Raw genomic sequence first — 24,322 nt, 5'->3', positions numbered from 1 at the left:
TCAAAGAGTGACCACAGATTATGAATACACAAAAAAACGACCATTTCCCTACCTAGAAATGGTCGTTCTCTATAGTTCACTCCGGCTCCACATGGACATGAATGTCGTAGACGCCATATTCGTCCGTCAACGTATCTTCGACTCGTGTTGCGATATCATGGGCTTGGTGGATGTTGAGTGTCGAGTTGACGAGAATTACGACATCGACGACTTCATTATTGCCATAGTTCCGTCCTTTGATTGACTTGATTCCTTTGACACCTTCGAGGTCAAAAATCACATCCTCATACATCTTCAGCTTTTGTTCATCAAAGCCGTCCGTCAGTTCGTGGGAAGCTTCCGAGAAAATGTCCCATGCCGTTTTACAGATTAAGAAACCGACGATGATCGCCGTCACGATATCAAGCCACGGCATCCCGAACTGGGAACCGATGATTCCGATTGACGCTCCGATACTGACCCAGGCATCCGACCGATTGTCTTTCGCCGCTGCCATGACAGCCTTGCTGTCAATTTCTTCAGACAGTTTGCGGTTATACCGATAGACAAAATACATGACGACTGCCGAACCGATTCCGACATAGGCAGCTACGATATCTGGAGATTCTTGTTTTCCTTCAAATAAGCTTGAAATCGTATCAATCAACACTTGGAGACCGACTGCCATCATAATGAAAGAAGCGACCATCGACGCAATCGTCTCACTTTTCCAGTGACCGTATTTATGATTGTCATCTGCCGGACGACGGGAAATTCGTAATCCGATTAACACAGCAATCGATGCGATGATATCCGTCGTATTGTTCAAACCATCTGCCCGTAAAGCGGCAGAATCCGCTGAATAGCCGACAAGCAATTTAATTACGGATAATAGGATATAGGCTGCAATGCTAATCATCGCACCGCGTTCGCCCCGTTTTAGATTATCGAATTTTTGTTCGTCCATCATTCCGCCCGCCCCCACTTACTCGCTTAATTCCGAAAACTTATCGTAGCAGTTCAATACAAGTGGGTCTAGAGAAATCATTTTGTTTATAACTAGATAATTAATAAATGACCAACTTTGTTTTCTATAGGCAAAATAGATCAAGCCCTAGTAATCCAACATTCTTGAACAGAAAAACCGCTTACATCTCTTGAACAACCAACTTTTTTGCGGAAATTTATTGAACAAAAAAAGCATAATCCGTGCATCTTCTTACCAGAGTCAGTAGACTAAAGACAAACAATCATACTATAGGGGGATTTACACATGAGTAACTACATCAAGAGTGAAGACACGTTTAAAGAACTAATCGCAAGCGAAACACCGGTCATCATCAAGTTCGAAGCCGACTGGTGCCCGGACTGCAAACGGATGGACTACTTCATGCCGGACGTCGAGTCACAATTTAAAGAACTTCCAATCTATACGATCGATAAAGATGAGTTCCCGGAAATCGCATCCGATAATGTCGTCATGGGAATTCCAAGTTTACTCGTTTTCCAAAACAGCGAGAAGCTTGGTCACTTGCATAGCGCCAACGCAAAAACACCAGGAGAAGTGACAGACTTCCTCAAAAAGAACTTCAACTAAACGCATGAAGCCCCACTTTCCATTTAGGAGAGCGGGGCTTTTTTTAGCGTTCGCAGGCGATGCCGTCTTTGTCACGGTCTTTTGACTTATTGAGATTATACGTCGCTAAGCTTACATGTTGGGCGTACTTTGTTTTCTTATAAATGGCTTTCCCATTTTTATCGTAACCCGTTCGGTTTTTCAAACCCTTTTTCTTCGAGACGCCACCTTTATACGTTTTTTGCATCTCCGTACAGTTTTTAAATGCCTTCGCCTTAGTCGCTGCGTCACTTTGACCAGATGTAGCGCTAAGTAATGAAATACTAAGTACACCTGTCATGACAATCTTTAATGCTTTTTTCATCAGGTTACCTCCGTTTCTAAAAAACCAAATCTTAGTGATAATTTGATTATAATAGATTTCTTTAGAAATAGTTTCCTATTTTTAAAATTTAGAGATATGACTTATCTGACAGTTTAAAAGACAAAAAAAGACCCGCTTCATTATGAAGCGGGCCCTAGCGTGTAGACAAACGCTTATTAAGTGTGAACATGCCGATTTGAGACAGATTGCGCTCAACTGTCTGCATGCCCGGCTTTCCGTCACGGTATTACCTAAAAAGCGTCACGTCTCGTTGACTCCTACGGGAAAAAGTGCGTTTTTAACGCGACTTGCCAGAGGCAGGCAAGACCCTGCTCGTTGTCCGTGAGGATCAAGGAGCAACGGCTTGCGCCTCGCCCGAGGAAAGCAACGAAAAAAGAGACGCTTTCTCTCCCGATAGCACATCGTACGTTGTCTACAGTCTGAGACCCGTTTCATAATGAAGCAGGCCCTACTTGTAATTACCATTCAGTAACGCAACCGTTCAATCTTGATTTTCTTATACCGTAGGCTTAGACCAAAGGCGATCAAAAGATAGAGGAAACCAATTAAAAATGAAAAATCACCATACGGAATTGCAGCAAAGGCATTCCAACCAAACATCGGCACGACAAACAGAACATACAGTGGATATTGGATTCCTGACATCATGTCAAACCACGTCTGATCCCAAAGGTGATTCTCAAACAATGTAATCAAATAGACGACCATCCCGCCGATGAAACCAAAACGAAGGTAGTTAAACAGAAAACGGATGAGTGATGTGTTTTTAAGGATGAGGATTGATCCCATTAAGAAAGCAAACCAGCCAATCGACGTAAGAATTTGTACTATACCAATCGAGCCATCCGGATAAATTCCAGCTGGCCAGCCGTTCAACGCAATCGAAACGAGTAATAGCGTACAAAAAAGTACGAGATAAGACTTTGTTCCCTTCGGCATTTTCAAATTCCTCCATTACTTTTGATATGAACTAGTATTCGCTATTCCCACCGCTAAACCTTCCATAAAAAGTAAAAATATTTAATTTCACAACAAACGAGCCCTAACAGGTCAGGGCTCGTCCGGTTTATTTTACTTCCAGCTTCACATCATCAATCGTCACATCATGCGCCGCAAACGGAGAGCCTGCCGCTTTTCCCATCAAGAACTTCAGACCAGCTGTATCGTCTTGTCCGAGCGTAAAGTCAAACTGATACGTTTTTGCTTCCGTCCCGAGTTCGACGACCTGACTGAAGTAACGCGTATACGCCGCATTTTCGACCGTCACTTCGAGCGGCCGTGCAACCGTCGACGATGCCTTAAACGTCAACTGGTACGTCTGTCCTTTGACGAGCGCTAAGTTCCCTTGCTCGAGCAGGACGCTCCATGGCTCCTGTCCTTCTGAAGCAATCGCGATTTTTGCAGCTTCATTTACCGTCGAGACGACCGCTTGTGCATCATAATGAACGTATGAACTCCAGAAGTTCAGCCCTTCCGTGAACGAGCCGTTTTTTAACGGCGACTTGTCGATCTCGATCGGCGTCGTGTCAAAGAGTTCAACATCATCGATGGTCACTTCCCCTTTCTCTGATCCAAGAATGAACTGGAGACGACTTTTTAGATCCGTCGCTTCTGTCATCGTAAACGGTACTTCAAACGTCTCCATCTTACCGCTCAGCGCAATCCGTTGTTCCGGCAGGTAAGCCGTCGTTCCTGTCACATCCGTCAACTGAACGTCCATCTTGTTCACCCGTTTTGCTGCTGCTTTGAAACGCAGCACATATTGATGGTCTTTTACGAGTTGTACGCCTTGTTGGGCTAACGTCGCCGGTTGACCTTTTGACGGATTTGTCTTAAACGTGAAGTCACGTGTTACCGGGTCGACCGATCCCGTCCCCTTCGTTTTCCCGGCATCAAACTGCCAATACGTCAAACGATCCATCGCCCCTTGGTCAAACGTCCCGTTGTAGATTTGATTGCCGTCCGGTAAAGCCGGTTTTGTTGCCGCTTCATCGATTTCACCGCGTGGAATCTGTTCGACACGGACGTTGCCGATTTTGACGCCCGCTTGCGCGAGACCTAAATTGAATTCAAGTCGTGCCGCAAGATCCGTTTCACCCGTCATGTCGAACGTAAACGTGTAAGGCTTGATGGTCGTCGTTAAATCGATTGATTCTTCATTCGAGTATTTCGTATAACCGCGTTCAGCACCACCACCGACTTTGACCACCATCTTCCGCGCCTGGTCGCTACTCGCGTCGAAGCTGACTTGATAACGGCCACCTTGTGCGAGCGAAACGTTTTGAATCAATTGGTGCGAGTACGTCTGTGCCCCAGGCTTTGTGATCATCACGTCAGCGAAACGAGTCCCGTCCTGCTCCGTCACTTGAACGGATCCTTCCCCACCAAAGTCAGGCAACGTCACATAGTTCCAGTAGGTCGGATCAAGTGTCTGCGCGCCGTCCGTAATCGCCTTAATCGCTTTTTCGTACGCTTGGTCATAGACGAGGTTGCCGTCTTCAAGCGGTTGCTTCGCCTCGTCCGGCAACGTCACGTCTTCATAGACCGGTTCGACCGGTTCGCGGTAGTCACGGTTCTTCAGGTCATAGACCCGGACATAATCGACTTCCATCTCAGCCGGGAACTTCGTCGTCGCGTCGACTTCCCCGTCGAACCAGCCGCCGACAGCGAGGTTCATCACGAGATAGAAATTTTGGTCGAACGGTGCCGGATAACTGTAGTTCGTCGCCGTATTTTTTCCTTTGCTGTACCAATCGTTTTGTGTCTGATAGAGGTTTCCGTCGACGTACCAACGGAGTTCACCCGGCTCCCACTCAACGGCATATGTATGCCACTGGTCAATCCGCTCACCGTCCGGGAAATGATAATCTTTTCCGGTATATTTATTGTTCGGCCAGTTTTCGCCGTAATGAATTGTCCCCGCGACCTTTTCAGGCTGACTGCCCCAGGATTCCATCACATCGATTTCACCGGACGATGCCCAGGCACCATACTTGTCCTGCTCCGGCAACATCCAAAACGCTGGCCACAGTCCTTTACCGGTCGGCAGTTTCGCTTTGATTTCATAACGGCCGTACGTCTTGCTGAACAGTCCTTTTGTCTTCAATTTTGCCGAAGTGTAGTCATAACTTCCGAAGGCGTCCGTCGTCTTTTCCTGTTTTGCGCGGATGACGAGTTTTCCGTCACGGATGAAGGCATTGTCTTTTTTGTCGGTATAATATTGTTTTTCGTTATTTCCCCACCCGGATGAAACGCCGTTGCCGTCCGCATCGACGATCCAGTTTCCCGTGTCGTAGTTCCATTTCGTCCGGTCAAGTTGTTGTTTCGTAAACTCGTCCGACCAGACCATTTTCCATTTCGTTTTGTCCTGTTTGTCTGCTTTTTCAGCATGCCCTGTCCCGGCATAAGTTAAGACTAAGCCTGTCCCAAGGGCGACTGCGAGCCATTTCTTCATCTGTAATCCTCCTTTGACAAAAAACAGGCAAGACCGATGTAATTCGACCTTGCCTGCGACTGAGTTACGCTTCCTGTGAGAGTGTTGCTTTATGTGTCTGGATGACATCGGCATACCAATGCGCGCTGTCCTTCCATGTCCGTTCCTGTGTTTCGAAATCGACATAGATGATGCCGAATCGTTTGTCGTATCCGAAGCTCCACTCGAAGTTATCGAGCAGCGACCAAAGGTAGTAGCCTTCGATGTTCATTCCCTCGTCGTTCAAGTCGGAGACCGCTTGCAAGTGTTGCGCAACATAGTCAATCCGGTTTTGGTCATGGACACGACCATCGACGAGTTGATCGTCGAACGCTGCCCCGTTCTCCGTGATGAAGATCGGGAGTGACGTATATTCCGCGCGAAGGCGACGAATCAAGTCCTTGAACTCGTTTGGTGCGATGTCCCAGCCCATGCCCGTCTTATCGTAGTCCGAGTACGCATCTTTGTGCAAGAAGTCATTCGCGGCACTGAATTCAACTAAGTTGCGGCTGTAGAAGTTGATCCCGAAGAAGTCACAGCCGACCGAAATCGTTGCCATGTCGCCTTCTTGGATGAAGTCGTACGTATGGACGTATTTCGAGAACAGGTTCATCATGTCGACCGGATACTGTCCCTTGAAGATTGGGTCGAGGAACCAGCGATTCGCGTACCCGTCGGCGTTGTTCATCGCCAACTGATCATTGACGGAATCCGTCTTCGCGTACTTCGGTGCGAGATTCAATGTGATGCCGATCGGTGTCGCCGAGTTGAACTCCCCTTTGAGCAGTTCGACCGCTTTTCCGTGTGACAACAGCATGTGGTGAACGGCACGGACGGCTTCGTTCATGTCCGTGTGACCGGGTGCATGGTGTCCGAGGTGGTAGCTGAGGAAACCGGCACACCACGGTTCATTGTGCGTGATCCACGAATCGACGATGTCGTCGAGTTCTTCGAAGCAGACACGGGCGAAGTCGAGGAACCAGTCGACCGAGTCACGGTTGACCCAGCCCCCTTCGTCGTATGCCCACATCGGTAAATCCCAGTGGTAGAGCGTGACGGCCGGTTTGATCCCTTCTTCGCGTAAGCGTGTCGCGAGTGTCCGATAAAACGCCATGCCTTCCGGGTTGTAGTGACCTTTCGCCGGGAAGATCCGTGGCCAGGCAATCGAGAAGCGGTACGTATCGACGCCTAACTGTTTGATGTGCTGGATGTCTTCTTCAAACCGGTGGTAATGGTCGCAGGCGACATCGCCATTGTGTTTTTCAAAAACTTTTCCGTCCGTATCGCAGAACGTATCCCAAATTGATGGTGTCCGTCCCCCCTCGTCGTGTGCGCCCTCGATTTGATACGAAGACGTAGCCGTTCCGAAGACGAAGTTTGATGCAAATTTCATACGCGTACTCCCCTTTAACTAACAGATTATTCTTTGACGGCACCAGCTGAGATGCTGCTGACGATGTATTTTGATAGGAACAAGAAAGCGATCATGATTGGGACGACAGAAATCGCGATCCCGAGATAAAGTGCCCCTAAGTTTTCTGCGACTTGTGAACCTTTCAAGAAGCCCATCAAGACCGGTAACGTGTATTTTTCTGGTGAGAACAATAGGACGAGCGGCATGATGTAGTTGTTCCACGAACCGATGAACGTAAAGATCGACATCGTCGCGATCGCCGGCATCATCATTGGCAAGGCGATCGTATGGAAGATACGCCATTCGCTTGCACCATCCATTCGCGCCGCCTCAATCAAACTTGGGTGCATGACGGTCTGTAAATACTGACGGACGAAGAAGACCGTGAATGGACTGGCAATCGCCGGAACGATCAGCGGGATGAAGCTGTCGAGAATACCTAAATTCTTACTGAGTTCGTAGAACCCGATCAATCCGAGTTGTCCCGGAATCATCATCATGACGAGCATGAAGACGAACAGGACGTTTTTTCCTTTGAACTGATAAAAAGCAAATCCGAACGCTGTCATCGCTGAGAAGTAACCCGACAAGACAGTGACGAGGATGGCGATGATCAGACTGTTCTTGAAGCCGGACCAGATGTTGACGTAGGAGCTTAACGCCGCATAGTTCTCAGCGAGCGAGTTCCCGGGAATCAAGGAGAAACCGGACAGGACTTCTTCGTTCGACCGGGTCGCGTTGATGATCATCATTAAAAATGGAATGATACAGGCGATGGTCAAGGCAATCAGGCTGACATAGATCAGGCTCTTGCCGAACCAGGCTTTTTTCTGTTTCGGTGGTGCCAACTTCAGCGGACGTTCTGAACGCTCCGGTTGTTCCTCCGTTTGCGGGACGATCCGCCGTGCTTCTGCATTTCGTTCCATCGGTCAGGCTCCTTTCGGTGAACGTTCTTTTCGGAACATCCCTTTGAAGACGATGATTGAAAAGACGAGCGTGATAGCAAACAATCCATAGGCGACGGCAGCAGCGTAGCCATAGTTGTTGTACTTAAAGGCTTGATTGTAGAGATAGAGGACCATCGTGTTCAAGGCACCATCCGGCGCACCGACACCGTCCGTAATCAACATCGGGAGATCAAACAGTTGCAGTCCACCGATCAGTGACGTGATCATGATGTAAAGCAGGATCGGTTTTAACAGCGGCAACGTGATTCGCGAGAAGATTTGCCAGCGTGTCGCACCATCAATCAAGGCCGCTTCGAAATAATCTTTCGAGATGCCGGATACACCGGCCATGACGACGATGAACGAGTGACCAAGCCACATCCAGGTCAGGATGAGTGAAACGGAAATCTGGGCTGTGACCGGTTGTGTCAACCAGTTGATCGGGTCGGAAATGATTCCGACTTTCATCAACATCATGTTGAGTGATCCGTGTTGCCAGTCGAGTAAAATCCCGAACAACAAGGCAACCGAGCTAATCGTGATTAAGTTCGGTAAGTAGAACGTCGCCCGGAAGAAAGCAAGTCCTTTTAACTTGAGTTGTAAGTCTGAGAACAGTAAGGCGAGCATCAACGCTCCACCAATTTGCAGGATGAAGTTCAGTCCCCAAATCTTGATCGTATTGAAGAACGCTTCAATGAAGTACGTATCTCCGAGCAAACGCGTATAGTTCGCGAGTCCGACGAGTTGTTCGCCTTCTGCGCCTGTGTAGTTCGTGAAACTGTAATAGAACGTCAACGCGACCGGATAGATGCTGAAGATTAAGAAGACGATCCAAAACGGTGCGATGAACAGATAACCATGGCGATCGAGTTTTTTCACAGGTCAAACCCCTTTCTTAAACAAGAAGAGGTAGGGCGAGGTCCGCCCCACCCAGTCTCCTTATTCCGGTACTTTGACGTCCGGATACGCATTTTTGACTTTTTTGTAGAATTCAGCAAGTGCTTCGTCTTTTGATTTTTTGCCTTGGACATACTCCATGACAGACGCACCGTACAATGTATCGAGCTGTTGGTCGTACTTCGTCACGATACCCGGTGTGATTTGATCCGCTTGATCAAGGAAGAACTCATAGTTGTTCTGTCCGCCGAGGAACTCATCTTTGAAGTCGGTTTTGATTTTATCGGTAACTGGTGTATACGCAAGGACGTCACCTGTTTCTTTCGCCCAATCTGTCAAGAACTCTTCGTCCTGCGTCATCATCTTGACGAAATCATACGCAAGTTTTTGTTTCTTCGAATCTTTATAGACACCTAACCATGTACCGCCCCAGAAGTATGGGCTCGGTCCGCTTGTGACGGCCCAGTCACCGGCTGATTTCTTCGCATTTTCTTTTAAGACACTGTGTAAGCCCCATGTTGGAAGGACATACGAGAAGATTTCTGTTTCGGTTTCTTTACCGTTTTCTTTGACTTTGACCGGCTTATCCATCCCTGCGAACCATGATGGTGACCACTCCGGTGCAAGTGCTGTGTATTGTTTCGTCCGGAGCTCTTTCGCGTAATCCATGTAGTTCTTCTTGTCTTCTGTCAAGACGAGCTCTTGCTTATCGTTGACCCAGGCCTGCGGATCATTACCTTGTGCGAACCAACGGATTGAACCTTCATCCGGGAACATTTTGTAGCCTTTGCCTTTCATCTTCTCAGCGACATCGAAGACGCCGTCCATCGAGTTCATCATCGCGCCGATTTCTTTTGGATCATCTGTGCCGAGGACTTTTTTGGCGATGCTGCGTTTGTAATAGATACCACCCGGTGTTGTTTGCCATGACAGCGCACGAACGTTACCGTCTTTGTCTTTCCCCATGTCATAGACGTACGGGATGTAGTCATCTTTGACTTCGTCTGCGTTAAACGGTTTTTCAGATAGGTTCGCCCAGTAACCGGCGTCGACCCATTGTTTCAAGAAGGCGATCTCACCTGTGAAGATATCCGGTGCACCGACGCCGCTCTCAAGTGCCGGTTTTAATTTCGTTGGGTAATCCGCGATCGGAACGATCGTCAATTCGACTTTGACATCATTGTTCTCTTCGAACTTTTTGATTGGTTCTTTTAACTCATCCGTGAATGACCAGATTTTCAAGACTTGTTTCCCATCACTTGTCGTTGCTTCTTTACTATCTGAACATCCTGCTAAAACGCTTGCTGTTAACGCGCCGACTGTCAAAACACTGACTAACTTCTTACGCATGTCATCCCATCCTTTTTCTGATGTACTCGCTCACTAATTTAGTAAGCGGTTTCATTTCTTATCCAAAAATATCGAAAGCGCTTTCGAAAACTCCTAGAAAAAAGTTCCGAAAGCCCTTTCGGAAAGCTTTAAAAAAATATACTGTTTCGAAACCGCTCTCGCTTGTCCTCGCCTTCCACCTGCGAGAGCGATTTCGAAATCGATTGTTAGTCGTTGACGGGTCCCGTTGAATGGCGGACGATCAACTCGACGGGAATGATGTCCGTCGTCTTGAGACGTTGCTTGTTGACGATCTGTTCGATCAATAAATCCGCTGCGTGTTGTCCGATCCGTTCCGTATCTTGCCGGACGGTCGTCAACTTCGGTGTGACGTATTTCGACATTTCGATATCATCGTAGCCGACGATTGAAATATCTGCTGGTACGTGTAACCCGGCTTCATGGATTGCTTCCATCGCACCGATCGCCATTTGGTCACCGGCAACGAATACTGCCGTTGGACGTTGTGGTAAGGCAAGTAACGTCTGCATCGCTTGTTTACCTTCTTCGACCGAGAAAAAACCACCGTTGATTAAGTAACCTTCTAAAATCGGTAGTGCGAGTTCAGCCATTGCCCGTTCGTACCCAGCAATCCGTGCACTTCCTGCGTCAATCGTCGTATCTCCCGCGATATGGGCGATTCGGCGATGACCGAGTTCATGCAAGTGATTGATAGCGAGTGCTCCGCCTGTCAGATTGTCTGAGAAGACGACGCTACAATCCGCGCTGTCCATATCGACGACGACGATTGGAATCGTGCTCTGAATTAACTCTTGGACGTGCTGGTCCATTTGATCGGAACAGATGACGACGATACCGTCGACCGCCCGGTGCTGAAAATGCTCGAGGTAACTCATGTCGCGGTTGCGGAGATTACGTGAAGCAAAGATTAAGTCGTATCCTTGTTGCTCCGTCGCTTGACGGAAACTTTCGATGATCGCGTTGAAGAACGGATGCATCATCCCGACTTCGTTCGCTTCCGAGAACATGACCCCGATCGTCCAGGACCGTTTCGTCGAAAGGGACTGAGCATGCGCATTGGGTAAGTACCCCATATCCGCTGCCGCCTGAATGATTTTTGCTTTCGTTTTCTCACTGACATCGGAATAGTTGTTTAATGCCTTTGAGACTGTCGTAATCGAAAAACCTGTTAATTTTGCTAAATCATAAATTGTGCCCATCGTTAAAACCTCATTTCACCGAAAGCGCTTTCGATAAACTTAGTATAGACGGGAATTTGGAAAGACACAACCATTTTTTTCGAATTTATTTGGAATTTAAAAAATAAATGATATCGCTTTCATTTTTAATCAGAAAAACATACAAACAAGAACAAATGTTTGGTATACTATAAGCATCAGTCAGTCGTGCTCAAATGGAGAGGAGCATTACCATGCCGATTACCCCCTACCTTGTCTTCAATGGCAACACCCGTGAGGCGATCCATTACTACGCCAACATCTTCGGCCAGGACATCCCTGAGATCATGGAGTTTGGTCCCGGTAACGGTCCGGACGGTCAACCGTTTGCAAAAGACGTCCAGTCGCTTGTCCTGCATTCGCAATTAATTGTTCACGGAACACGAATCATGTTTTCTGACGCGATGCCGCACGATCCCGTGACGATTGGACAAAACGTCACACTGGCTCTGCATTTGCCGGACATCCAGGTCATTCATGAGACATTCGACAAGCTCGCGAAAGACGGTACCGTCATCATGCCAATTCAAAAAACGTTTTGGAGTGAAGCTTACGGCATCGTCGAAGATCCGTTTGGTGTGCAGTGGCAACTCAATCATGAAGTGAGTGAAGTGACGGCTTAAATCACAACCTCCCCTACTCAAATGAGCAGAGGAGGTTTTTTGATATAAGATGAAATTAATTTGTTTTTAAGAATAAAAATACGTCATTAATTTGCTAATCGCAAATTAATGACGTATTTTTATTTTTTTTTGCTATCCTATAAACACTTTCAAATAATACATTTTAATAGGGGGTTGAATTACTTGGTTGCTGATTCATATAAAATGTTCCCCAATCAATTACAAAACGTTCGCGAAATCCGAAAACTATCATCTAAAGAGGCTGCTCACATGTGTCATGTCCATCCTTCTACCTGGTCCTTATACGAATCTGGTAGACGTAGCCCTTCACTAGATGTCTTTATTCGGATTTGTAAAACCCTAGAAGTATCGGCTGATACGTTACTATCTTTGAATATAAAAGGAGAGAATTCATCAAATGACAACTCAAAATCAAATTAACGAGTATACGAATTTATTAAGCGCATCTGGAAAGCTTTCGAAGCTATTTTCGGACAATAACATTCCATTCTTAGTGCCACGAAGTGTAGAAAACATTTACTGTCTAGCTTTTGGAGCTGAAAATTTAGGACGCGCAGATTGCTCTGCAGATGCAGCGTTAAGTGGCGTAGGTGTCGGAATCAAGACATTCATTCATGGAAACGGGCGTACTCTGCAGAAGATTGCTGAATTTAATAAAGATGCACTTCTTTATCGCAATTTACAACCACGTGAACTTATCTTAAAAATTTCTGAATTACGTAACGAGCGAATCAACTTAACTAAACGGATGTATGGATTTTCAGATATGATTTATCATTGCGTTACACGTGCACTTGGAGGATTTCAAGTTCATGAACTTGAAATGGACTTAGTGGACATCCCCAATATTCGACACGTTAGCATGAAAAATAAAAACACAATCACTTTTGAGGATGGAATCAATTCCTATAGTTTTAACTTAACGAAAAGTACACTTTACAAACGTTTCTTGTTGGATACGCCACTATACAGCATCCCAGTAGACATCTTGGAAGATCCATATTCACTTATCAAAAACATGGATTCACAGGGTAGTCTACTCATGTCTGAAACAACAGCCATTAGCGAACCACAAACCTCACCTACGACTGAACAAGCGAATCCGTACGTGATCTTGCCATTATTCTCAGATCACGGAAGACAACGCCATGTTCCAGAACGTAGTGGATTAAATCAATGGAATGCAAACGGTCGTCCTCGTCATCATGATGAAGTATATGTACCGATTCCAAAGAAAATTCATACTGCATTTCCGGATTTTTTCCCCCCCCGTGATCAACCATTCACACTCGCTTTGCCTGATCATAACCGTTTAAACGCTAAAGTTTGTCAGGATAACTCAAAAGCACTTATGACAAATCCAAATAGGGAATTAGGCGAATGGCTACTGCGCACTGTCTTTGAACTTCAACCTGAACAACTTCTTACCTATGAATATCTCGAAATCATCGGAATTGATTCAGTCCGGGTAGAGCGCCACGATGAAAACACCTACTCCATCGATTTTTGTGAATTGGGAACTTATGATGACTTTCAAACTGAATATTTATAAACAAAGATTAAAAAGGGATTGGGATATAACTAACGGACTTTTAAAGAAAATAAGGAATTGCCATCGTTATAGATGAGCAATTCCTTATTTTTTCTTTATACATTACTAGATTATCCTTCAGACAATGTTCTGCGGAAGGCACTTTTAAGATTTACCGCTACGAGGATGAAACCTGGTTATATCTCAACCTCTTTTCACATTCAACGATTAAATTGATAGACTTTCTTGATGAGAAATCGTTTTATTTTTCTCGAGTGTTGCGTAAAGATTTTCAGCGATACGACGAATTACTGGAACTACTACAGAATTCCCCGCTTGCTTGTAAAGGTGAGACTGAGCAATCCCAATTGGCAACTGAAAATCTTTTGGAAACCCTTGAATGTTAAAACATTCTTTTGGAGACAATTTACGAATGCCGTGTTTCGTCAATACTAACGGTACATTATGTCCACCAGTTCCCATGTTTGCGGTAAGGGTTGGACATACATTCGACTTGTTTTCACGTACATATTGTCGACGCCATTGATAAACAGTTTCATGACTAAGAATATTTGCTTCTAGTTGATCATAAAATCGATACTTTTCTGCTGTATAGTATAATTTTTCATCTAATTTAGACTCGAAATCAATAGCGTCACTTAGTTGCGTTGTCAACGGAATCGGATCTGGGAAATCAAAATTTAAATAATCTTCTTCATGCTTAAAACCTACAATATATATCCGTTCTCGATTTTGAGGAACGTTTCCATACTCCATTCCATTCATTACTTTATGTTTGATGCGATAACCATGTGCTTCTAACGCCTCTTTAATTACTGTAAAGGTATTACCTTTATCATGGCTAACTAAATTTTTAACATTTTCAAGTAATACAACGCGCGGTTGTTTCTTCTCGATTAAGCGTATAACTTCAAAAAAAACATTCCCACGCTCATCTTCGAATCCTTTACGATACCCAGCAATAGAGAATGCTTGGCAAGGAAAGCCACCCACTAGTAGATCATGATCAGGTACTTCTTTTACTTCAACATCATTGATACTTTTTACTTCTAAATGATGTGAGTGATTAAGTTGATAAGTAATTGCAGCCTTCTCATCAATTTCATTTGCCCAAATAGATTCAAATCCGGCTTGTTCAAAGCCTAGTTCAATACCACCAACGCCTCCAAAAAGACCAACTACTTTATATGTCATAATATACATCACCTTTTTTGCGGCGCGCCGCTTTTTTATAATTTAGCATATATTTAGATTCAACCCTATCATTTTTTATTCATAAATGAGAATTCGACTAAAATAAAAAAATAAAGTATGATTTTAGTGTAAAAAAATACTATAAAAGGTTGTGTTTGTTATAAATAAATTAGATGTGGCTTTTACAGGTAATTACAAGTTAAATCCAAATCACAAAGTTACATTTTCTAAGACAGGTGCACTTTCAAAAGAAAGTATTAAATTAGCATTCGACTTTTCATATGATATGACTTTCGGTTCTGGATATCTTCGAGAGAACGCCCACGGAGGGAATGAAAAACGTAAGTTGGGCGCTACATTTGCAAATTGTTTTCAGGGGAAACTAGCAGAATTTGCTTTCTATGAATTTTCAACATTAAAAGGTATTGATATTTCGTATCCAGATCTTACTGTTAATGCTAAAGGTATTTGGGATTCTGCTGATTTTATTGCGGGCAAAAAAAAAATTACGATCAAAAGTACAAAAAGTTACGGAAATCTTTTAATGCTTGAAAAAAGTATGTGGTCAGCTGATGGGATCTTTGTAGATGAAGATAGTCCATATGATTTGTTCTTATTAATTAGACTCCATGTTGATATTGAAAAAGTTATGTGTATTAAAAATGAGAAATCATTAGATTTAGAGAGGATAGATAAAGATGAGTTGTGGAACTATTTCTCTGAACTCCCCAAAGATTCTTATACAAAAAAATCTTATAGATGGGACTATGATATTCCTGGTTACGGAACCTTAGAACTTATTCAAAATGCAGTAATAAATAAAAATATTTTAAGAGCTGGAGATTTATTCAATTTCACAAAAATAAAAGTAGATAATTACTATCTGCTAGCATGTGATTTTTTAACTCTGGATTCTTTTGAACAAGAATTTAAAAAATAAAAAATATATTATTCTAAACGACAAAATGGGCTAATCTAAATTTATGAGACAATATAAAACACCTTCGGAGTGGTACACTATTAAAAAGTACTAACATCGGACGTGTTTTATATGTGTCTCGTATCGCTAGATCAGTATAAAACTACACGTATTTTTTTCTATCCTAGTGTATTTGTGTAGTTTTGTAGTTTTATTTTTTTAATACATACGTATTATGATATATTATAAATTCTTCCATAGTTGCATTAACATCTATTTTTGAATTTAGATCAATCTTAAACTTTTCAAATTCGTTTCTATTCATTTTATTCGATAAAATCAGTTCACCTTGTTTATTGAAAGAAATCCATCCTTTGTCAAATAGGTAATCGTGGTTTGGGCATAATAGTAAGCCATTATTTACATTCAATCGTTCATAATTTGTGCATATAGACCAAGGTTTAATGTGACTAGCAATAGTGTACTTTGATGAAATATCACAAATTGCGCAAGTTGAATACTTAGTTAAAAGATCTTGTTTAAATTTTGATTGTCCTTTTCGTTGTTTAATTTCCCTAGCTACTTCCGTAGTAAGATTTTGCTGTGTTTCCATATTAAAAGCCGTCTCTAAAGCATTCAAATCTTCTCCTTTTGGTTTCTCAAAACAATAGGGAAGAACAATAAATTTTCCGTTTGTATCTTCTCTAATAATTATCCCTAGACCCAAAATAACATTTACGCCTTTTTTTACTTTGTGCAGTATCCCAATTGGGATTTGATTTTTTAAATTATATCTTGCAGCTGCAATATCACTTGCTTTTCTGTTGTCTTTTACACCGGAAGGAGGGATCATTTCAATCGTCTCAAACTCTAAAAGAGATTTGTCTTTCCAAATGATCTGTCTACCGTAATTCTCTTCGGATTCGGTTGCTTGATAAGAGAGTAAAAATGGAGCTCCTTTGGGTTTATAGAACCCTCTTATTAAATCGTGCAATATATGTTCCGCTGATACATACTCATCAGCTGGAACACGTTTATCTTTTCCTTTTCCTTTTATACACTCTCTCCCTATTAATACTGAGCCTTTTAAGTGATCGAATTTTCTTAGAATTTCTGTATGCAAGAAGACGTCTATCATCTTTTTTCCATCCCCAATCAAAGTCAATATAGTACCTTTCTAATGTCAGATTACATAAAAGAAACATCTAAATTCACTTATCCTATAGTTTTTCAGAATACTTGTATATAATATGGTTTTGAACATAACGCCATGCTTTGTCATATGCTTCGTTTTCACTCAATGTATCCCATACAGTAACACCTCCAACCAAATTAATATATTTGGCTAGCCCTCTAAAAAAAAGGCGCTTTTGTTTTAAAGGTTCAATAGTTTGATTATCTTCTAATTTTCTTACATACTCTGTGATTCTCAAAAATGTTTTTAAAACGGTTTTATTTCGTGAAATATTCGGAGAATCAATGATTAGATTAGCTAGATCCTGACTTTGCAAAATGATACGTGTGTATTCATAAGTATCTTCGTTTGTGATGTCATGTGTTAAATAGGTAAACCACCATAATCTTGAAAGGCCATTCCGATAAAATGTTTTACTTCTCGTATTAAAAAAATAACGTGTTTTTACAAACTCAATCGGATCATTTTCTGCGGCATCGATCGGCCATCTTTTACACATATAATTCCAAAATGATGTATGGGTTAACTGTGTCCAAAACCTTTCGTCAGAAGCTAACGTTAGCGGTAAATCTCTGTAATATTCGAATAGTTTTATAGCGTTCTCTAAATCATTTTTACTTTTATTCATTGGATCTACTTCCAGTAAGGTATCTATTACTTGATTATCTATTTGTAATACGTTTAAAAATTCTTGATTGCTGTATTGTTGATAACTATATAGATTATCAGCAATACCATCTTTTAACTCTTGTAAAACAGCATCTTTCATAATCACATACTTCATAAGTTCTCATCCTCTTCATAGTCAACAATATTCTCTAACGCTATCAATGAAGCATCTGGTTCTAAGTTAATTAAATCATAAGAAATTTGAGTGATTTTTTCGGGACTTAAGTTAGTGATGACATATCCCTTTTTTTGTAGTTGTTTTTCCAAAGTACGATACCAATCTCGTGTGGAGATATTCTCTAATTCGTATTCGTCATTTAAAGCTATCGATTGAATGTTAAACAATACATCTATCAAGGCCGGTAAATATAACATTGATATCAATACTTTATTACAATCATCACCGTACTGCTGAAGCTTTGCTATTTTTTCGTATACCAATTCTGGAATGATAATTTCAATCTGATTTTCAAGAAAATCAACTTCTACAGATGGAGCATCTGCTTTAGAAGTTTTACTTATTTTAAAGATACTACTTGTATCAGATAAAGGTTCTTTTTCGATTTGAATTGTTTGAGATACACCAAAGGCCAAAATATCACCTTTTTGAATTTTAAAAGCTAAACTGTCGTAATCGATATGAGCGTCTTTGTTGGTATACTCATGAATGTCTTCTGCTGCTAGAATAAAAAAATTTACGTCTATTTTTTTATTCAATAACTCTTTATCAATAAAAACAACAAATTCAAGCACTGAACTACTAAATGAAAAACGTTGCATGGTAGAGATACATTCAAAATGAACACTGAATTTTGCTTCTTTTGATTGAATAAGCTGATTTAAGTCTTCATTATTCAAATCTAAACTTATTTTAAAATGTAACTGTTCTTCCTCCTCAGAGATTTCTGAAACAATCCCTTTAAAATATCCATCTTGAAAATCATCACTGACAGGGTTTAATACTGGGTGCGGGAAATTACGCGCTTTCATTCTCATTTTTGTAGAACCTCCAAAGAGTAACGCGTTAGATGATCTAATGTAACCGTAATGATTTTGTTAGATCCTTTAACAAGGTTTAATGGTCCTAGTACGTTATCTTGAATTTGAATAGTTTCACCTGTTTGATTTTCAATTGCATTGTGAATTTGTGCTTGCTCTGAAATACTTTCTCCCACTAGTTTAACTTCAATGTAAGCTTCTCCAGACGTAGTAGGGTTTACAACTAATCTATAGTTTCCACTATTCTCATCTACACAAAAAATCCTCATTCGATTAATCTGTGATTTAGTGTTTTGATCTTTCAATTTCTTAGAAGGACCTCCTTGTGAAGTTTTTTTTGTTCCAGGTTTCGACTTTGGGCGTTTTCTTGGTTTAGGTGCATTCATAGAATTATTTACAATGGTTATCGATTTAATTTTTTCTCTATTCGATTGTAAATTCACTTCTTGAACTGGACTCTCTTCTTGACTCAAACTAGGAAGAATGTTTTCTAATCCAAGGAGCTCAATAGAATCTTTTTCATATTTAGGTGTTATTGCTCTAACTTCATCATTGAGCCATTTGTATAAATCTTTCTTGAGACGTTCTGCATATTTTTTGTTTTCTTTATACAGTCCAGGTTTCCAATCATCGTGTGTAGGTGGCTCCATTTTCCTTACAACATGATTGAGTTTTTTACCCTCTACAATAAGTGTCCCTGCAAAATTTTCTGGTGTTCTGAAATGCCCTTTCTCATAGATTTTCATTCCGGTGCCTCTTATTAACGACACTCTTTTACTAAACTCAGATCCTTTTAACAAAAATAGTTTCATAGTTTCTTTAGACCCATCTTCTGTTTCAAACTCTTTTGTTTTAACAATCGACTCAGAAGCGGTTAAAGATTTATAAAACTCCAGACACGTACTCTCTGGATTGAATTCAGAAATTTGCTTTACTACAATATCGAGAGTATCTTTATTGATTACAGTATCTTCAACATGTATTTCTAATGAACCGCAGATAATAGCCCACATATAGTTTGCTACTGATTCTTCTATCACGATTTTTTCCCAGTTTTTATTTACTTCAAAACCGAGAATGAATTTATCAGTTCCATAATCACCGTCTTCTCTTCGGAAAAATGAATCCAGATTGGTTAAATCAGTTATCGGAAGAAAACCTTTTTTATGACCATAAAAACCCGTTCCTTGTGTAGGGAATTCTTCTCCCCTATCATAACTAGCAATTTTAATTACTCCTTGAAACCCCCTGCTCATATCACTATCTATGTTTAGCGTCCCATACAACATAGCTCTAAATAATGAAGAGGCAAAAGGAGCATGTTTACCTATACCAAATGACCCATTTGAATTTCCAGTCTTTTCGGTTTCGCCTGTCGTTTTAGTCAAGCGATGAAAATGACTTTTCTTCGCTTGACCTACCTTTGTCAAACCAGTCGTATTTCTGTCCCGAATCGCCAACACCGATACTGTACTTTGTTGTAAAGCATCGTAACCCTTTTTAAAGAATTTATATGTTTCATTGGGATTATCCGAATAAAAATCAGTTGCAGATTTAAAAATATTATTCAAATCTTTAATTCCAGGAATTAAAGATTTATTTAATTTTTTTTGTTCGAAAACAACAATAGCAGGTAGCTCATTAGAGTGCCTAGCATCTAAAGAGTCTTGGATAACTTCTCTCGTCAATGATTTGACTGGATCTGCTTGAAAATAAGAAATTCCTGAGTCATTTAATCCATCTTCTCGTCCACCATTAGTTAATGGAAAATCCCATCCTATTTCATTCATAGTAAATCCTCCAATTTTTAAATATGTCCTATTTATAAAAAATATTTAGGTTGAATTTATTAAACTAATTCCATTTTTATCATTTCAAAAAAATAAATTGTAACATTAACGTTAATACTTAACTAATATATTCTTATCGAGAAAATACCGCTAGTACACGCGACCATAATCCGATAAATAAGCTTTTATAACATCCAAGCTGATTCACTTATTCTCTCGGCTTCACATAAAACACCAAAACATTATAATCAAAAAATTTTATACAAGTTTTTTTATGAATAGGTATTTTAATTAATATTATATATACTGAAAAATGTTAATTAATCATTATCATAATGATTAATGATTTCTTTATTTATGCCAAAAATATAGATTAACCCTTAATAATGTAAGCTCGTATATCATTTTGTATAAATAATTTGAATATTTTATTACTATATCGATAGTCAAAACATCATTATCAAAGACAAATGGTTTCCCCATCTTTGGAAACGGCATCTTCTTCAATAACTTTTCTACTTTTGTTGAATTAAACGGTCCTTTTAACTCCGACGTTTGTACATCCTTCAACTCTCGATACTTTTCCGCATGCAAATTCTCATAAAAAAAACGGTGCGACTTCTTCAGCCGTAATCGGCTCCATCCATCGTTCTTCTCCTCGTTCGAGCATCGCCAGCAACACAACCATCTTGTAACTTCGATTCATCACTGTCTTTTCGACCTGTTCAATCAGTTCACGGTTAGCATCGTAAGTCTCGATTTCTTCATCCGTCAATTCACCTTGTTCCTTCAGGAAACCGACGTACGAGCCCCACTCTTGTTTATAGCCAGTCGGCACGGCTGTCAGTTGACCAATCTCAACGTAGGTTGGACGACGCCCGAGATCGAGCTTCAATTGTTCATAGCTCTCGATCAAACGTAATTTACGCTGATTCGGTTGACGCATCCGATGAATGATATTCAGCGCTTGTGTATCGAACTCGATGATGCATCCTTTTGGTGGTGTAATCGGCGCCGTGTCCCCACGCTTGTGCTTGTTTTTTACTGTTCCAAGCAACATCAGCTTCGTTTCGACGTTTTTATAGTTCCCAATCAAATCGATGATGACACAATGTGATTTCTTTTTTGCCAAACGTAAGCCCCGTCCAATTTGTTGCGTGTAGATTGCAATCGATTCCGTCGGTCGACAGAACAGTAACGTATCAACTTTTGGAATGTCGACTCCTTCATTAAACAAATCGACCGTAAAGACGATTTCTAACGTTCCCTGTTCAAACTCCTGAATCCGTTCCCGTCGATTGACGGTCTGTCCGGTTAAGGCAATCGCTTGGTGTCCCACTTCCCGGAATGTCTGCGCTAAGTATTCCGCTTGGCGGATCGACGAACAAAAACCAATCGTCTTCGTCTGCCGGTGCTTCGACCAGGCGGCATAGATGTTTTCTGAGACTGCCCGATCAATCTGCGCCTGTTCCAATTCCATCGCATCATATTTCCGTCCCATTCTCCGCAGTTGCGAATAATCGATGACATCATGAATCCCGTAATAATGGAACGGTGTCAGGAATCTTTCATTGATCGCTGACGTGAAGTGCATTTGAAAGGCAACGTTATTGTCACACAGTGCATAGACGTCCGCTCCGTCCATCCGGTCCGGCGTCGCTGTCAGTCCCATCAAAAACCGGGGGTCGAAATGTGCCCAAACTTTTTGATAACTTTTAGCTGCTGCGTGGTGAAACTCATCAATGATGATCAAATCAAAATGGTCTTTTGCAAACCGTTCGAGATGCAGGTTTTGGGATAACGTCTGGACTGAGCCAAACAGCACGTCCGTCTGTTCATCGTTCGTGCGGTCTGATCCGATATAAAAGGCTGTCTGCCAATTGGATTCGACCTTCTTAAACGAACGTTCCGCTTGTTCCAGCAACTCGCGTTGATGTGCGAGGAACAGCACCCGTTTAAAATCACGTGCAAAGAACGCACTGAGGTACGTTTTCCCAAGACCCGTCGCAAGTACGGTCAAGGCACGGTTCCGTCCTTCTTCCATCGTTTCCCGTAGTGCACGTAACGCTTCTTCCTGCACCCGGTGCGGCAGAACCTCATCGGACGTGACGATCTGTTGCTCCGCATAGTCAACTTCCGGTTCTGCGACATATTGCCGTGCGTCAATTTAGCTACTGGAATCAATCTTCGACCTCAATCAGGTACAACTTATCAGCAAATCCGCCCCGCTTATCGTGTTTCGTAAGCCGGAGTTCTTCCAGTTGCTCCGGTGTCGTTCCGTGCGTCCGGGCCAGCGCGTGAATCAGCTCCAGCAAGTCGGCCAATTCTTCAACTGCTTCCTCGGTCGTCGTTGCTTCTTTGTATTCAGTAACTTCTTCATGCAATTTAAGTTTCGCTTCGACGAGGAATTCTTCCTCGTTAAGTGTCCGGAACGTTGCATTTTTTCCGTTTCGAGCAATGATAGTTGGAATCTGATCTCGGACTAATTTATGATAAAGAGGCATTGGATTCACTCCTTGTAAGTATGGTGATGGTATTGTAAAAATTATCCTATAGTTCAAGGCAGATAGCACGTTCTACATACGATTTATTTTATGTTAGAGGAGGAGTTTTCATGAGTTCATTCCAGAAAATCAAAACAACTAACGCCCCGGCTGCCATCGGTCCCTATTCCCAAGGCTTCATCGCCAACGGTACATTCTATGCTTCCGGTCAAATCCCGATCAATCCTGCGACCGGTGAACTCGTTGCCGGTGGGATTACGGAACAGACGGAACAGGTCATGAAAAATGTCGATGCCATCTTAAAAGAAGCCGGTCTGACACCGGACCGCGTCGTCAAGACGACGTGTTACTTAACGAGCATGGATCATTTCGCTGCCTTTAATGATATCTACTCGGATTACTTTGCTCCGCACAACCATTTCCCGGCCCGTTCTTGTATTGCCGTTAAAGAGTTACCAAAAGGTGCTTTGGTCGAGGTCGAGATTTTAGGGTTAGTCTAATATTTTGGAACACGTCATTTTCGGTGGCGTGTTTTTTTACCTCCGTAATCCCCAACGTCCTGTCCCTTTGCCTGTCTCACTGTAGAACAAATCCTTCGTTCCTTTATATAACTCACACTCACTCGCATGAAGATATATTAATTTTCGGATGCGGGCATCGAGTCCGGCTTCCGTCGAAAAACGTGACAAATCTAAATCGTTCCGCTCTCGTACACGCTGGTAAAGCTCTGTCAACTCCATTTGGCGTCCCGTCTCCAGGATTTCGATGATGGTTTCTAATAATGCTTCACTGCTTTCAGTCATCGGGGTCTCCTCCACTCATTCAGTTATCTGCTTTTTCATCCGTCGTTTTGCTCCTCGTGACATCGCGACGACCACCGCAATCAACTGCGGAATGAGCATCAACAGACTGACAAACAGAATCAGTTGTTCTGCTGTCAGCGGTTTAAAATACCCGTCCCAGCCGAAGTCGTTCCTCTGTCCCGCAAAATAAACCGAGACGAAATAAGACACGAGATTGCCGAAAACTACAAACAACAGATGACTAAAACGTTGTCCGACAAAGGCGAGTGCCGTAAACATGACCAGTAACAGCAAATAACCAAGTAACGTTCCCGTTTTGAAATCTTCCAATAATGCAAAATAAACGAACGGAACCGTGTACCCGATTAGGACGATCAGTCCGACCAGCCCTTTTTTCATCTCGTTTCCTCCCCGCTTTCTGTACATTGTCCATAGAGCCAGTCCCGCAGCACTTCCCACTCTTCTGGAAAGGCATTACTGCCGCGAGATGCCCCGTCTCCACCTGGACCACTCCAACTGATTTCCCAGTCCGTCCCGTCGAGAATCAGCCACTCCGTCTCATAAATCGGTTTCCAGTCGGCTACCTTTGCTTGCGTCAACCGTTGTTCAAGCACCGCTTGTTGCTTTAACGAGAGCCGCTTGATTTTAGGTTCTTCCCGCTCGTCCTCTTCGTATCGCAATTCCCCGGTCGCCCTAGTCCAGAAGAACGTTTGCCCTTGCCCCATCCCGGACTCCCGGTAGCGAAATCGATTTATCTGCTTTTGGTTCATATCCAGCTCTCCTCGCTGTACTTTC

General features: G+C 42.3%; 25 protein-coding genes. 6 read left to right on the top strand and 19 right to left on the bottom strand.

The window, feature by feature from the left end:
- Nucleotides 1-76: 76 nt before the first annotated feature.
- On the bottom strand, nt 77-946 hold the full coding sequence (locus tag KNP99_RS10010) for a cation diffusion facilitator family transporter (protein ID WP_088838402.1): 870 nt from the start codon (nt 944-946) through the stop codon (nt 77-79).
- A 306-nt stretch (nt 947-1,252) separates the two neighbouring features.
- Here KNP99_RS10010 and KNP99_RS10005 point away from each other — a divergent pair, with 306 nt between their 5' ends.
- Nucleotides 1,253-1,576, top strand: coding sequence for a thioredoxin family protein (locus tag KNP99_RS10005; RefSeq protein WP_088836166.1), 324 nt, complete (start codon nt 1,253-1,255; stop codon nt 1,574-1,576).
- 43 nt (nt 1,577-1,619) lie between these two features.
- On the opposite strand, the gene KNP99_RS10000 is transcribed toward KNP99_RS10005, so the two are convergent.
- From KNP99_RS10000 to KNP99_RS09965, 8 genes are all read right to left on the bottom strand, one after another.
- The gene (locus tag KNP99_RS10000; protein WP_088836165.1) at nt 1,620-1,919 is read right to left on the bottom strand and encodes an excalibur calcium-binding domain-containing protein; all 300 of its coding nucleotides are present in this window, start codon (nt 1,917-1,919) and stop codon (nt 1,620-1,622) included.
- Nucleotides 1,920-2,405: 486 nt separating this feature from the next.
- Complete coding sequence (locus KNP99_RS09995; RefSeq protein ID WP_214767275.1) at nt 2,406-2,879, bottom strand: hypothetical protein; 474 nt, start codon at nt 2,877-2,879, stop codon at nt 2,406-2,408.
- Between the two features lie 127 nt (nt 2,880-3,006).
- Complete coding sequence (locus KNP99_RS09990) at nt 3,007-5,394, bottom strand: carbohydrate binding domain-containing protein (protein ID WP_215193210.1); 2,388 nt, start codon at nt 5,392-5,394, stop codon at nt 3,007-3,009.
- 64 nt (nt 5,395-5,458) lie between these two features.
- The gene (locus KNP99_RS09985; protein WP_088836162.1) at nt 5,459-6,805 is read right to left on the bottom strand and encodes a GH1 family beta-glucosidase; all 1,347 of its coding nucleotides are present in this window, start codon (nt 6,803-6,805) and stop codon (nt 5,459-5,461) included.
- Nucleotides 6,806-6,831: 26 nt separating this feature from the next.
- On the bottom strand, nt 6,832-7,752 hold the full coding sequence (locus KNP99_RS09980) for a carbohydrate ABC transporter permease (protein ID WP_088836161.1): 921 nt from the start codon (nt 7,750-7,752) through the stop codon (nt 6,832-6,834).
- A 3-nt stretch (nt 7,753-7,755) separates the two neighbouring features.
- Nucleotides 7,756-8,652, bottom strand: coding sequence for a carbohydrate ABC transporter permease (locus tag KNP99_RS09975; protein ID WP_088836160.1), 897 nt, complete (start codon nt 8,650-8,652; stop codon nt 7,756-7,758).
- A 60-nt stretch (nt 8,653-8,712) separates the two neighbouring features.
- Nucleotides 8,713-10,020 (bottom strand): ABC transporter substrate-binding protein, encoded by a 1,308-nt coding sequence (locus tag KNP99_RS09970; protein WP_214767279.1) that lies wholly within the window; start codon nt 10,018-10,020, stop codon nt 8,713-8,715.
- Between the two features lie 206 nt (nt 10,021-10,226).
- Nucleotides 10,227-11,240 (bottom strand): LacI family DNA-binding transcriptional regulator, encoded by a 1,014-nt coding sequence (locus KNP99_RS09965; RefSeq protein WP_215193209.1) that lies wholly within the window; start codon nt 11,238-11,240, stop codon nt 10,227-10,229.
- Between the two features lie 212 nt (nt 11,241-11,452).
- On the opposite strand from KNP99_RS09965, the gene KNP99_RS09960 reads away from it, so the two are divergent.
- The 3 genes from KNP99_RS09960 to KNP99_RS09950 all read left to right on the top strand — a co-directional run bounded on the left by KNP99_RS09960 (nt 11,453) and on the right by KNP99_RS09950 (nt 13,454).
- Nucleotides 11,453-11,881: a VOC family protein gene (locus KNP99_RS09960; RefSeq protein ID WP_215193208.1), complete on the top strand. Its 429-nt coding sequence runs from the start codon at nt 11,453-11,455 to the stop codon at nt 11,879-11,881.
- Between the two features lie 108 nt (nt 11,882-11,989).
- Entirely contained in the window at nt 11,990-12,322 is a 333-nt protein-coding gene (locus KNP99_RS09955; RefSeq protein ID WP_353049632.1) for a helix-turn-helix domain-containing protein, read from the top strand.
- Nucleotides 12,300-13,454, top strand: coding sequence for an NgoFVII family restriction endonuclease (locus KNP99_RS09950; protein WP_215193207.1), 1,155 nt, complete (start codon nt 12,300-12,302; stop codon nt 13,452-13,454). Before KNP99_RS09955 ends, KNP99_RS09950 begins: the two co-directional genes overlap by 23 nt.
- A 207-nt stretch (nt 13,455-13,661) precedes the next feature.
- Here the strand turns inward: KNP99_RS09950 and KNP99_RS09945 are convergent, their stop codons facing one another.
- On the bottom strand, nt 13,662-14,648 hold the full coding sequence (locus tag KNP99_RS09945) for a DNA cytosine methyltransferase (RefSeq protein WP_215193206.1): 987 nt from the start codon (nt 14,646-14,648) through the stop codon (nt 13,662-13,664).
- A gap of 175 nt (nt 14,649-14,823) precedes the next feature.
- Between KNP99_RS09945 and KNP99_RS09940 the strand changes: the two genes are divergently transcribed.
- Entirely contained in the window at nt 14,824-15,588 is a 765-nt protein-coding gene (locus KNP99_RS09940; RefSeq protein ID WP_215193205.1) for a hypothetical protein, read from the top strand.
- A gap of 190 nt (nt 15,589-15,778) precedes the next feature.
- On the opposite strand, the gene KNP99_RS09935 is transcribed toward KNP99_RS09940, so the two are convergent.
- The 6 genes from KNP99_RS09935 to KNP99_RS09910 form a co-directional block, all read right to left on the bottom strand.
- Nucleotides 15,779-16,705: an HNH endonuclease gene (locus KNP99_RS09935; RefSeq protein ID WP_215193204.1), complete on the bottom strand. Its 927-nt coding sequence runs from the start codon at nt 16,703-16,705 to the stop codon at nt 15,779-15,781.
- Nucleotides 16,706-16,787: 82 nt separating this feature from the next.
- Nucleotides 16,788-17,546, bottom strand: a complete 759-nt coding sequence (locus KNP99_RS09930; protein ID WP_215193203.1) for a DUF6339 family protein — start codon at nt 17,544-17,546, stop codon at nt 16,788-16,790.
- On the bottom strand, nt 17,543-18,427 hold the full coding sequence (locus tag KNP99_RS09925; protein ID WP_215193202.1) for a hypothetical protein: 885 nt from the start codon (nt 18,425-18,427) through the stop codon (nt 17,543-17,545). Before KNP99_RS09925 ends, KNP99_RS09930 begins: the two co-directional genes overlap by 4 nt.
- The gene (locus tag KNP99_RS09920; protein WP_215193201.1) at nt 18,424-20,220 is read right to left on the bottom strand and encodes a hypothetical protein; all 1,797 of its coding nucleotides are present in this window, start codon (nt 20,218-20,220) and stop codon (nt 18,424-18,426) included. Before KNP99_RS09920 ends, KNP99_RS09925 begins: the two co-directional genes overlap by 4 nt.
- 598 nt (nt 20,221-20,818) lie before the next feature.
- Nucleotides 20,819-22,300, bottom strand: coding sequence for a DEAD/DEAH box helicase (locus KNP99_RS09915; protein ID WP_353049631.1), 1,482 nt, complete (start codon nt 22,298-22,300; stop codon nt 20,819-20,821).
- A gap of 100 nt (nt 22,301-22,400) precedes the next feature.
- The gene (locus KNP99_RS09910) at nt 22,401-22,724 is read right to left on the bottom strand and encodes a nucleoside triphosphate pyrophosphohydrolase (RefSeq protein ID WP_215193200.1); all 324 of its coding nucleotides are present in this window, start codon (nt 22,722-22,724) and stop codon (nt 22,401-22,403) included.
- 110 nt (nt 22,725-22,834) lie between these two features.
- On the opposite strand from KNP99_RS09910, the gene KNP99_RS09905 reads away from it, so the two are divergent.
- Complete coding sequence (locus KNP99_RS09905) at nt 22,835-23,224, top strand: RidA family protein (RefSeq protein ID WP_215193199.1); 390 nt, start codon at nt 22,835-22,837, stop codon at nt 23,222-23,224.
- Nucleotides 23,225-23,260: 36 nt separating this feature from the next.
- Here the strand turns inward: KNP99_RS09905 and KNP99_RS09900 are convergent, their stop codons facing one another.
- From KNP99_RS09900 to KNP99_RS09890, 3 genes are read right to left on the bottom strand one after another with little or no spacing between them, the layout of a single operon-like run.
- Nucleotides 23,261-23,527, bottom strand: a complete 267-nt coding sequence (locus KNP99_RS09900; protein ID WP_214805589.1) for a hypothetical protein — start codon at nt 23,525-23,527, stop codon at nt 23,261-23,263.
- A gap of 15 nt (nt 23,528-23,542) precedes the next feature.
- Nucleotides 23,543-23,926: a hypothetical protein gene (locus KNP99_RS09895; protein WP_214805591.1), complete on the bottom strand. Its 384-nt coding sequence runs from the start codon at nt 23,924-23,926 to the stop codon at nt 23,543-23,545.
- A complete protein-coding gene (locus KNP99_RS09890) occupies nt 23,923-24,297 on the bottom strand; it encodes a hypothetical protein (protein ID WP_214805593.1) in 375 nt (124 codons plus the stop codon). Before KNP99_RS09890 ends, KNP99_RS09895 begins: the two co-directional genes overlap by 4 nt.
- Nucleotides 24,298-24,322 lie beyond the last annotated feature (25 nt).

This window comes from Exiguobacterium sp. s95 (genome assembly GCF_018618655.1).
In the GTDB taxonomy this organism is placed as follows: Bacteria; Bacillota; Bacilli; order Exiguobacteriales; family Exiguobacteriaceae; genus Exiguobacterium_A; species Exiguobacterium_A oxidotolerans.
Note: the sequence above shows the minus strand (reverse complement) of the source record. Positions and strands in the feature narration are given on the sequence as shown.

What these genes read in the sequence shown, in the direction of transcription:
- KNP99_RS10010 (WP_088838402.1), bottom strand. Translation starts at nt 946, where the DNA reads ATGGACGAACAAAAATTCGATAATCTAAAACGGGGCGAACGCGGTGCG.
- KNP99_RS10005 (WP_088836166.1), top strand. Translation starts at nt 1,253, where the DNA reads ATGAGTAACTACATCAAGAGTGAAGACACGTTTAAAGAACTAATCGCA.
- KNP99_RS10000 (WP_088836165.1), bottom strand. Translation starts at nt 1,919, where the DNA reads ATGAAAAAAGCATTAAAGATTGTCATGACAGGTGTACTTAGTATTTCA.
- KNP99_RS09995 (WP_214767275.1), bottom strand. Translation starts at nt 2,879, where the DNA reads ATGCCGAAGGGAACAAAGTCTTATCTCGTACTTTTTTGTACGCTATTA.
- KNP99_RS09990 (WP_215193210.1), bottom strand. Translation starts at nt 5,394, where the DNA reads ATGAAGAAATGGCTCGCAGTCGCCCTTGGGACAGGCTTAGTCTTAACT.
- KNP99_RS09985 (WP_088836162.1), bottom strand. Translation starts at nt 6,805, where the DNA reads ATGAAATTTGCATCAAACTTCGTCTTCGGAACGGCTACGTCTTCGTAT.
- KNP99_RS09980 (WP_088836161.1), bottom strand. Translation starts at nt 7,752, where the DNA reads ATGGAACGAAATGCAGAAGCACGGCGGATCGTCCCGCAAACGGAGGAA.
- KNP99_RS09970 (WP_214767279.1), bottom strand. Translation starts at nt 10,020, where the DNA reads ATGCGTAAGAAGTTAGTCAGTGTTTTGACAGTCGGCGCGTTAACAGCA.
- KNP99_RS09965 (WP_215193209.1), bottom strand. Translation starts at nt 11,240, where the DNA reads ATGGGCACAATTTATGATTTAGCAAAATTAACAGGTTTTTCGATTACG.
- KNP99_RS09960 (WP_215193208.1), top strand. Translation starts at nt 11,453, where the DNA reads ATGCCGATTACCCCCTACCTTGTCTTCAATGGCAACACCCGTGAGGCG.
- KNP99_RS09955 (WP_353049632.1), top strand. Translation starts at nt 11,990, where the DNA reads ATGACGTATTTTTATTTTTTTTTGCTATCCTATAAACACTTTCAAATA.
- KNP99_RS09950 (WP_215193207.1), top strand. Translation starts at nt 12,300, where the DNA reads ATGACAACTCAAAATCAAATTAACGAGTATACGAATTTATTAAGCGCA.
- KNP99_RS09945 (WP_215193206.1), bottom strand. Translation starts at nt 14,648, where the DNA reads ATGACATATAAAGTAGTTGGTCTTTTTGGAGGCGTTGGTGGTATTGAA.
- KNP99_RS09935 (WP_215193204.1), bottom strand. Translation starts at nt 16,705, where the DNA reads ATGATAGACGTCTTCTTGCATACAGAAATTCTAAGAAAATTCGATCAC.
- KNP99_RS09930 (WP_215193203.1), bottom strand. Translation starts at nt 17,546, where the DNA reads ATGAAGTATGTGATTATGAAAGATGCTGTTTTACAAGAGTTAAAAGAT.
- KNP99_RS09925 (WP_215193202.1), bottom strand. Translation starts at nt 18,427, where the DNA reads ATGAGAATGAAAGCGCGTAATTTCCCGCACCCAGTATTAAACCCTGTC.
- KNP99_RS09920 (WP_215193201.1), bottom strand. Translation starts at nt 20,220, where the DNA reads ATGAATGAAATAGGATGGGATTTTCCATTAACTAATGGTGGACGAGAA.
- KNP99_RS09910 (WP_215193200.1), bottom strand. Translation starts at nt 22,724, where the DNA reads ATGCCTCTTTATCATAAATTAGTCCGAGATCAGATTCCAACTATCATT.
- KNP99_RS09905 (WP_215193199.1), top strand. Translation starts at nt 22,835, where the DNA reads ATGAGTTCATTCCAGAAAATCAAAACAACTAACGCCCCGGCTGCCATC.
- KNP99_RS09900 (WP_214805589.1), bottom strand. Translation starts at nt 23,527, where the DNA reads ATGACTGAAAGCAGTGAAGCATTATTAGAAACCATCATCGAAATCCTG.
- KNP99_RS09895 (WP_214805591.1), bottom strand. Translation starts at nt 23,926, where the DNA reads ATGAAAAAAGGGCTGGTCGGACTGATCGTCCTAATCGGGTACACGGTT.
- KNP99_RS09890 (WP_214805593.1), bottom strand. Translation starts at nt 24,297, where the DNA reads ATGAACCAAAAGCAGATAAATCGATTTCGCTACCGGGAGTCCGGGATG.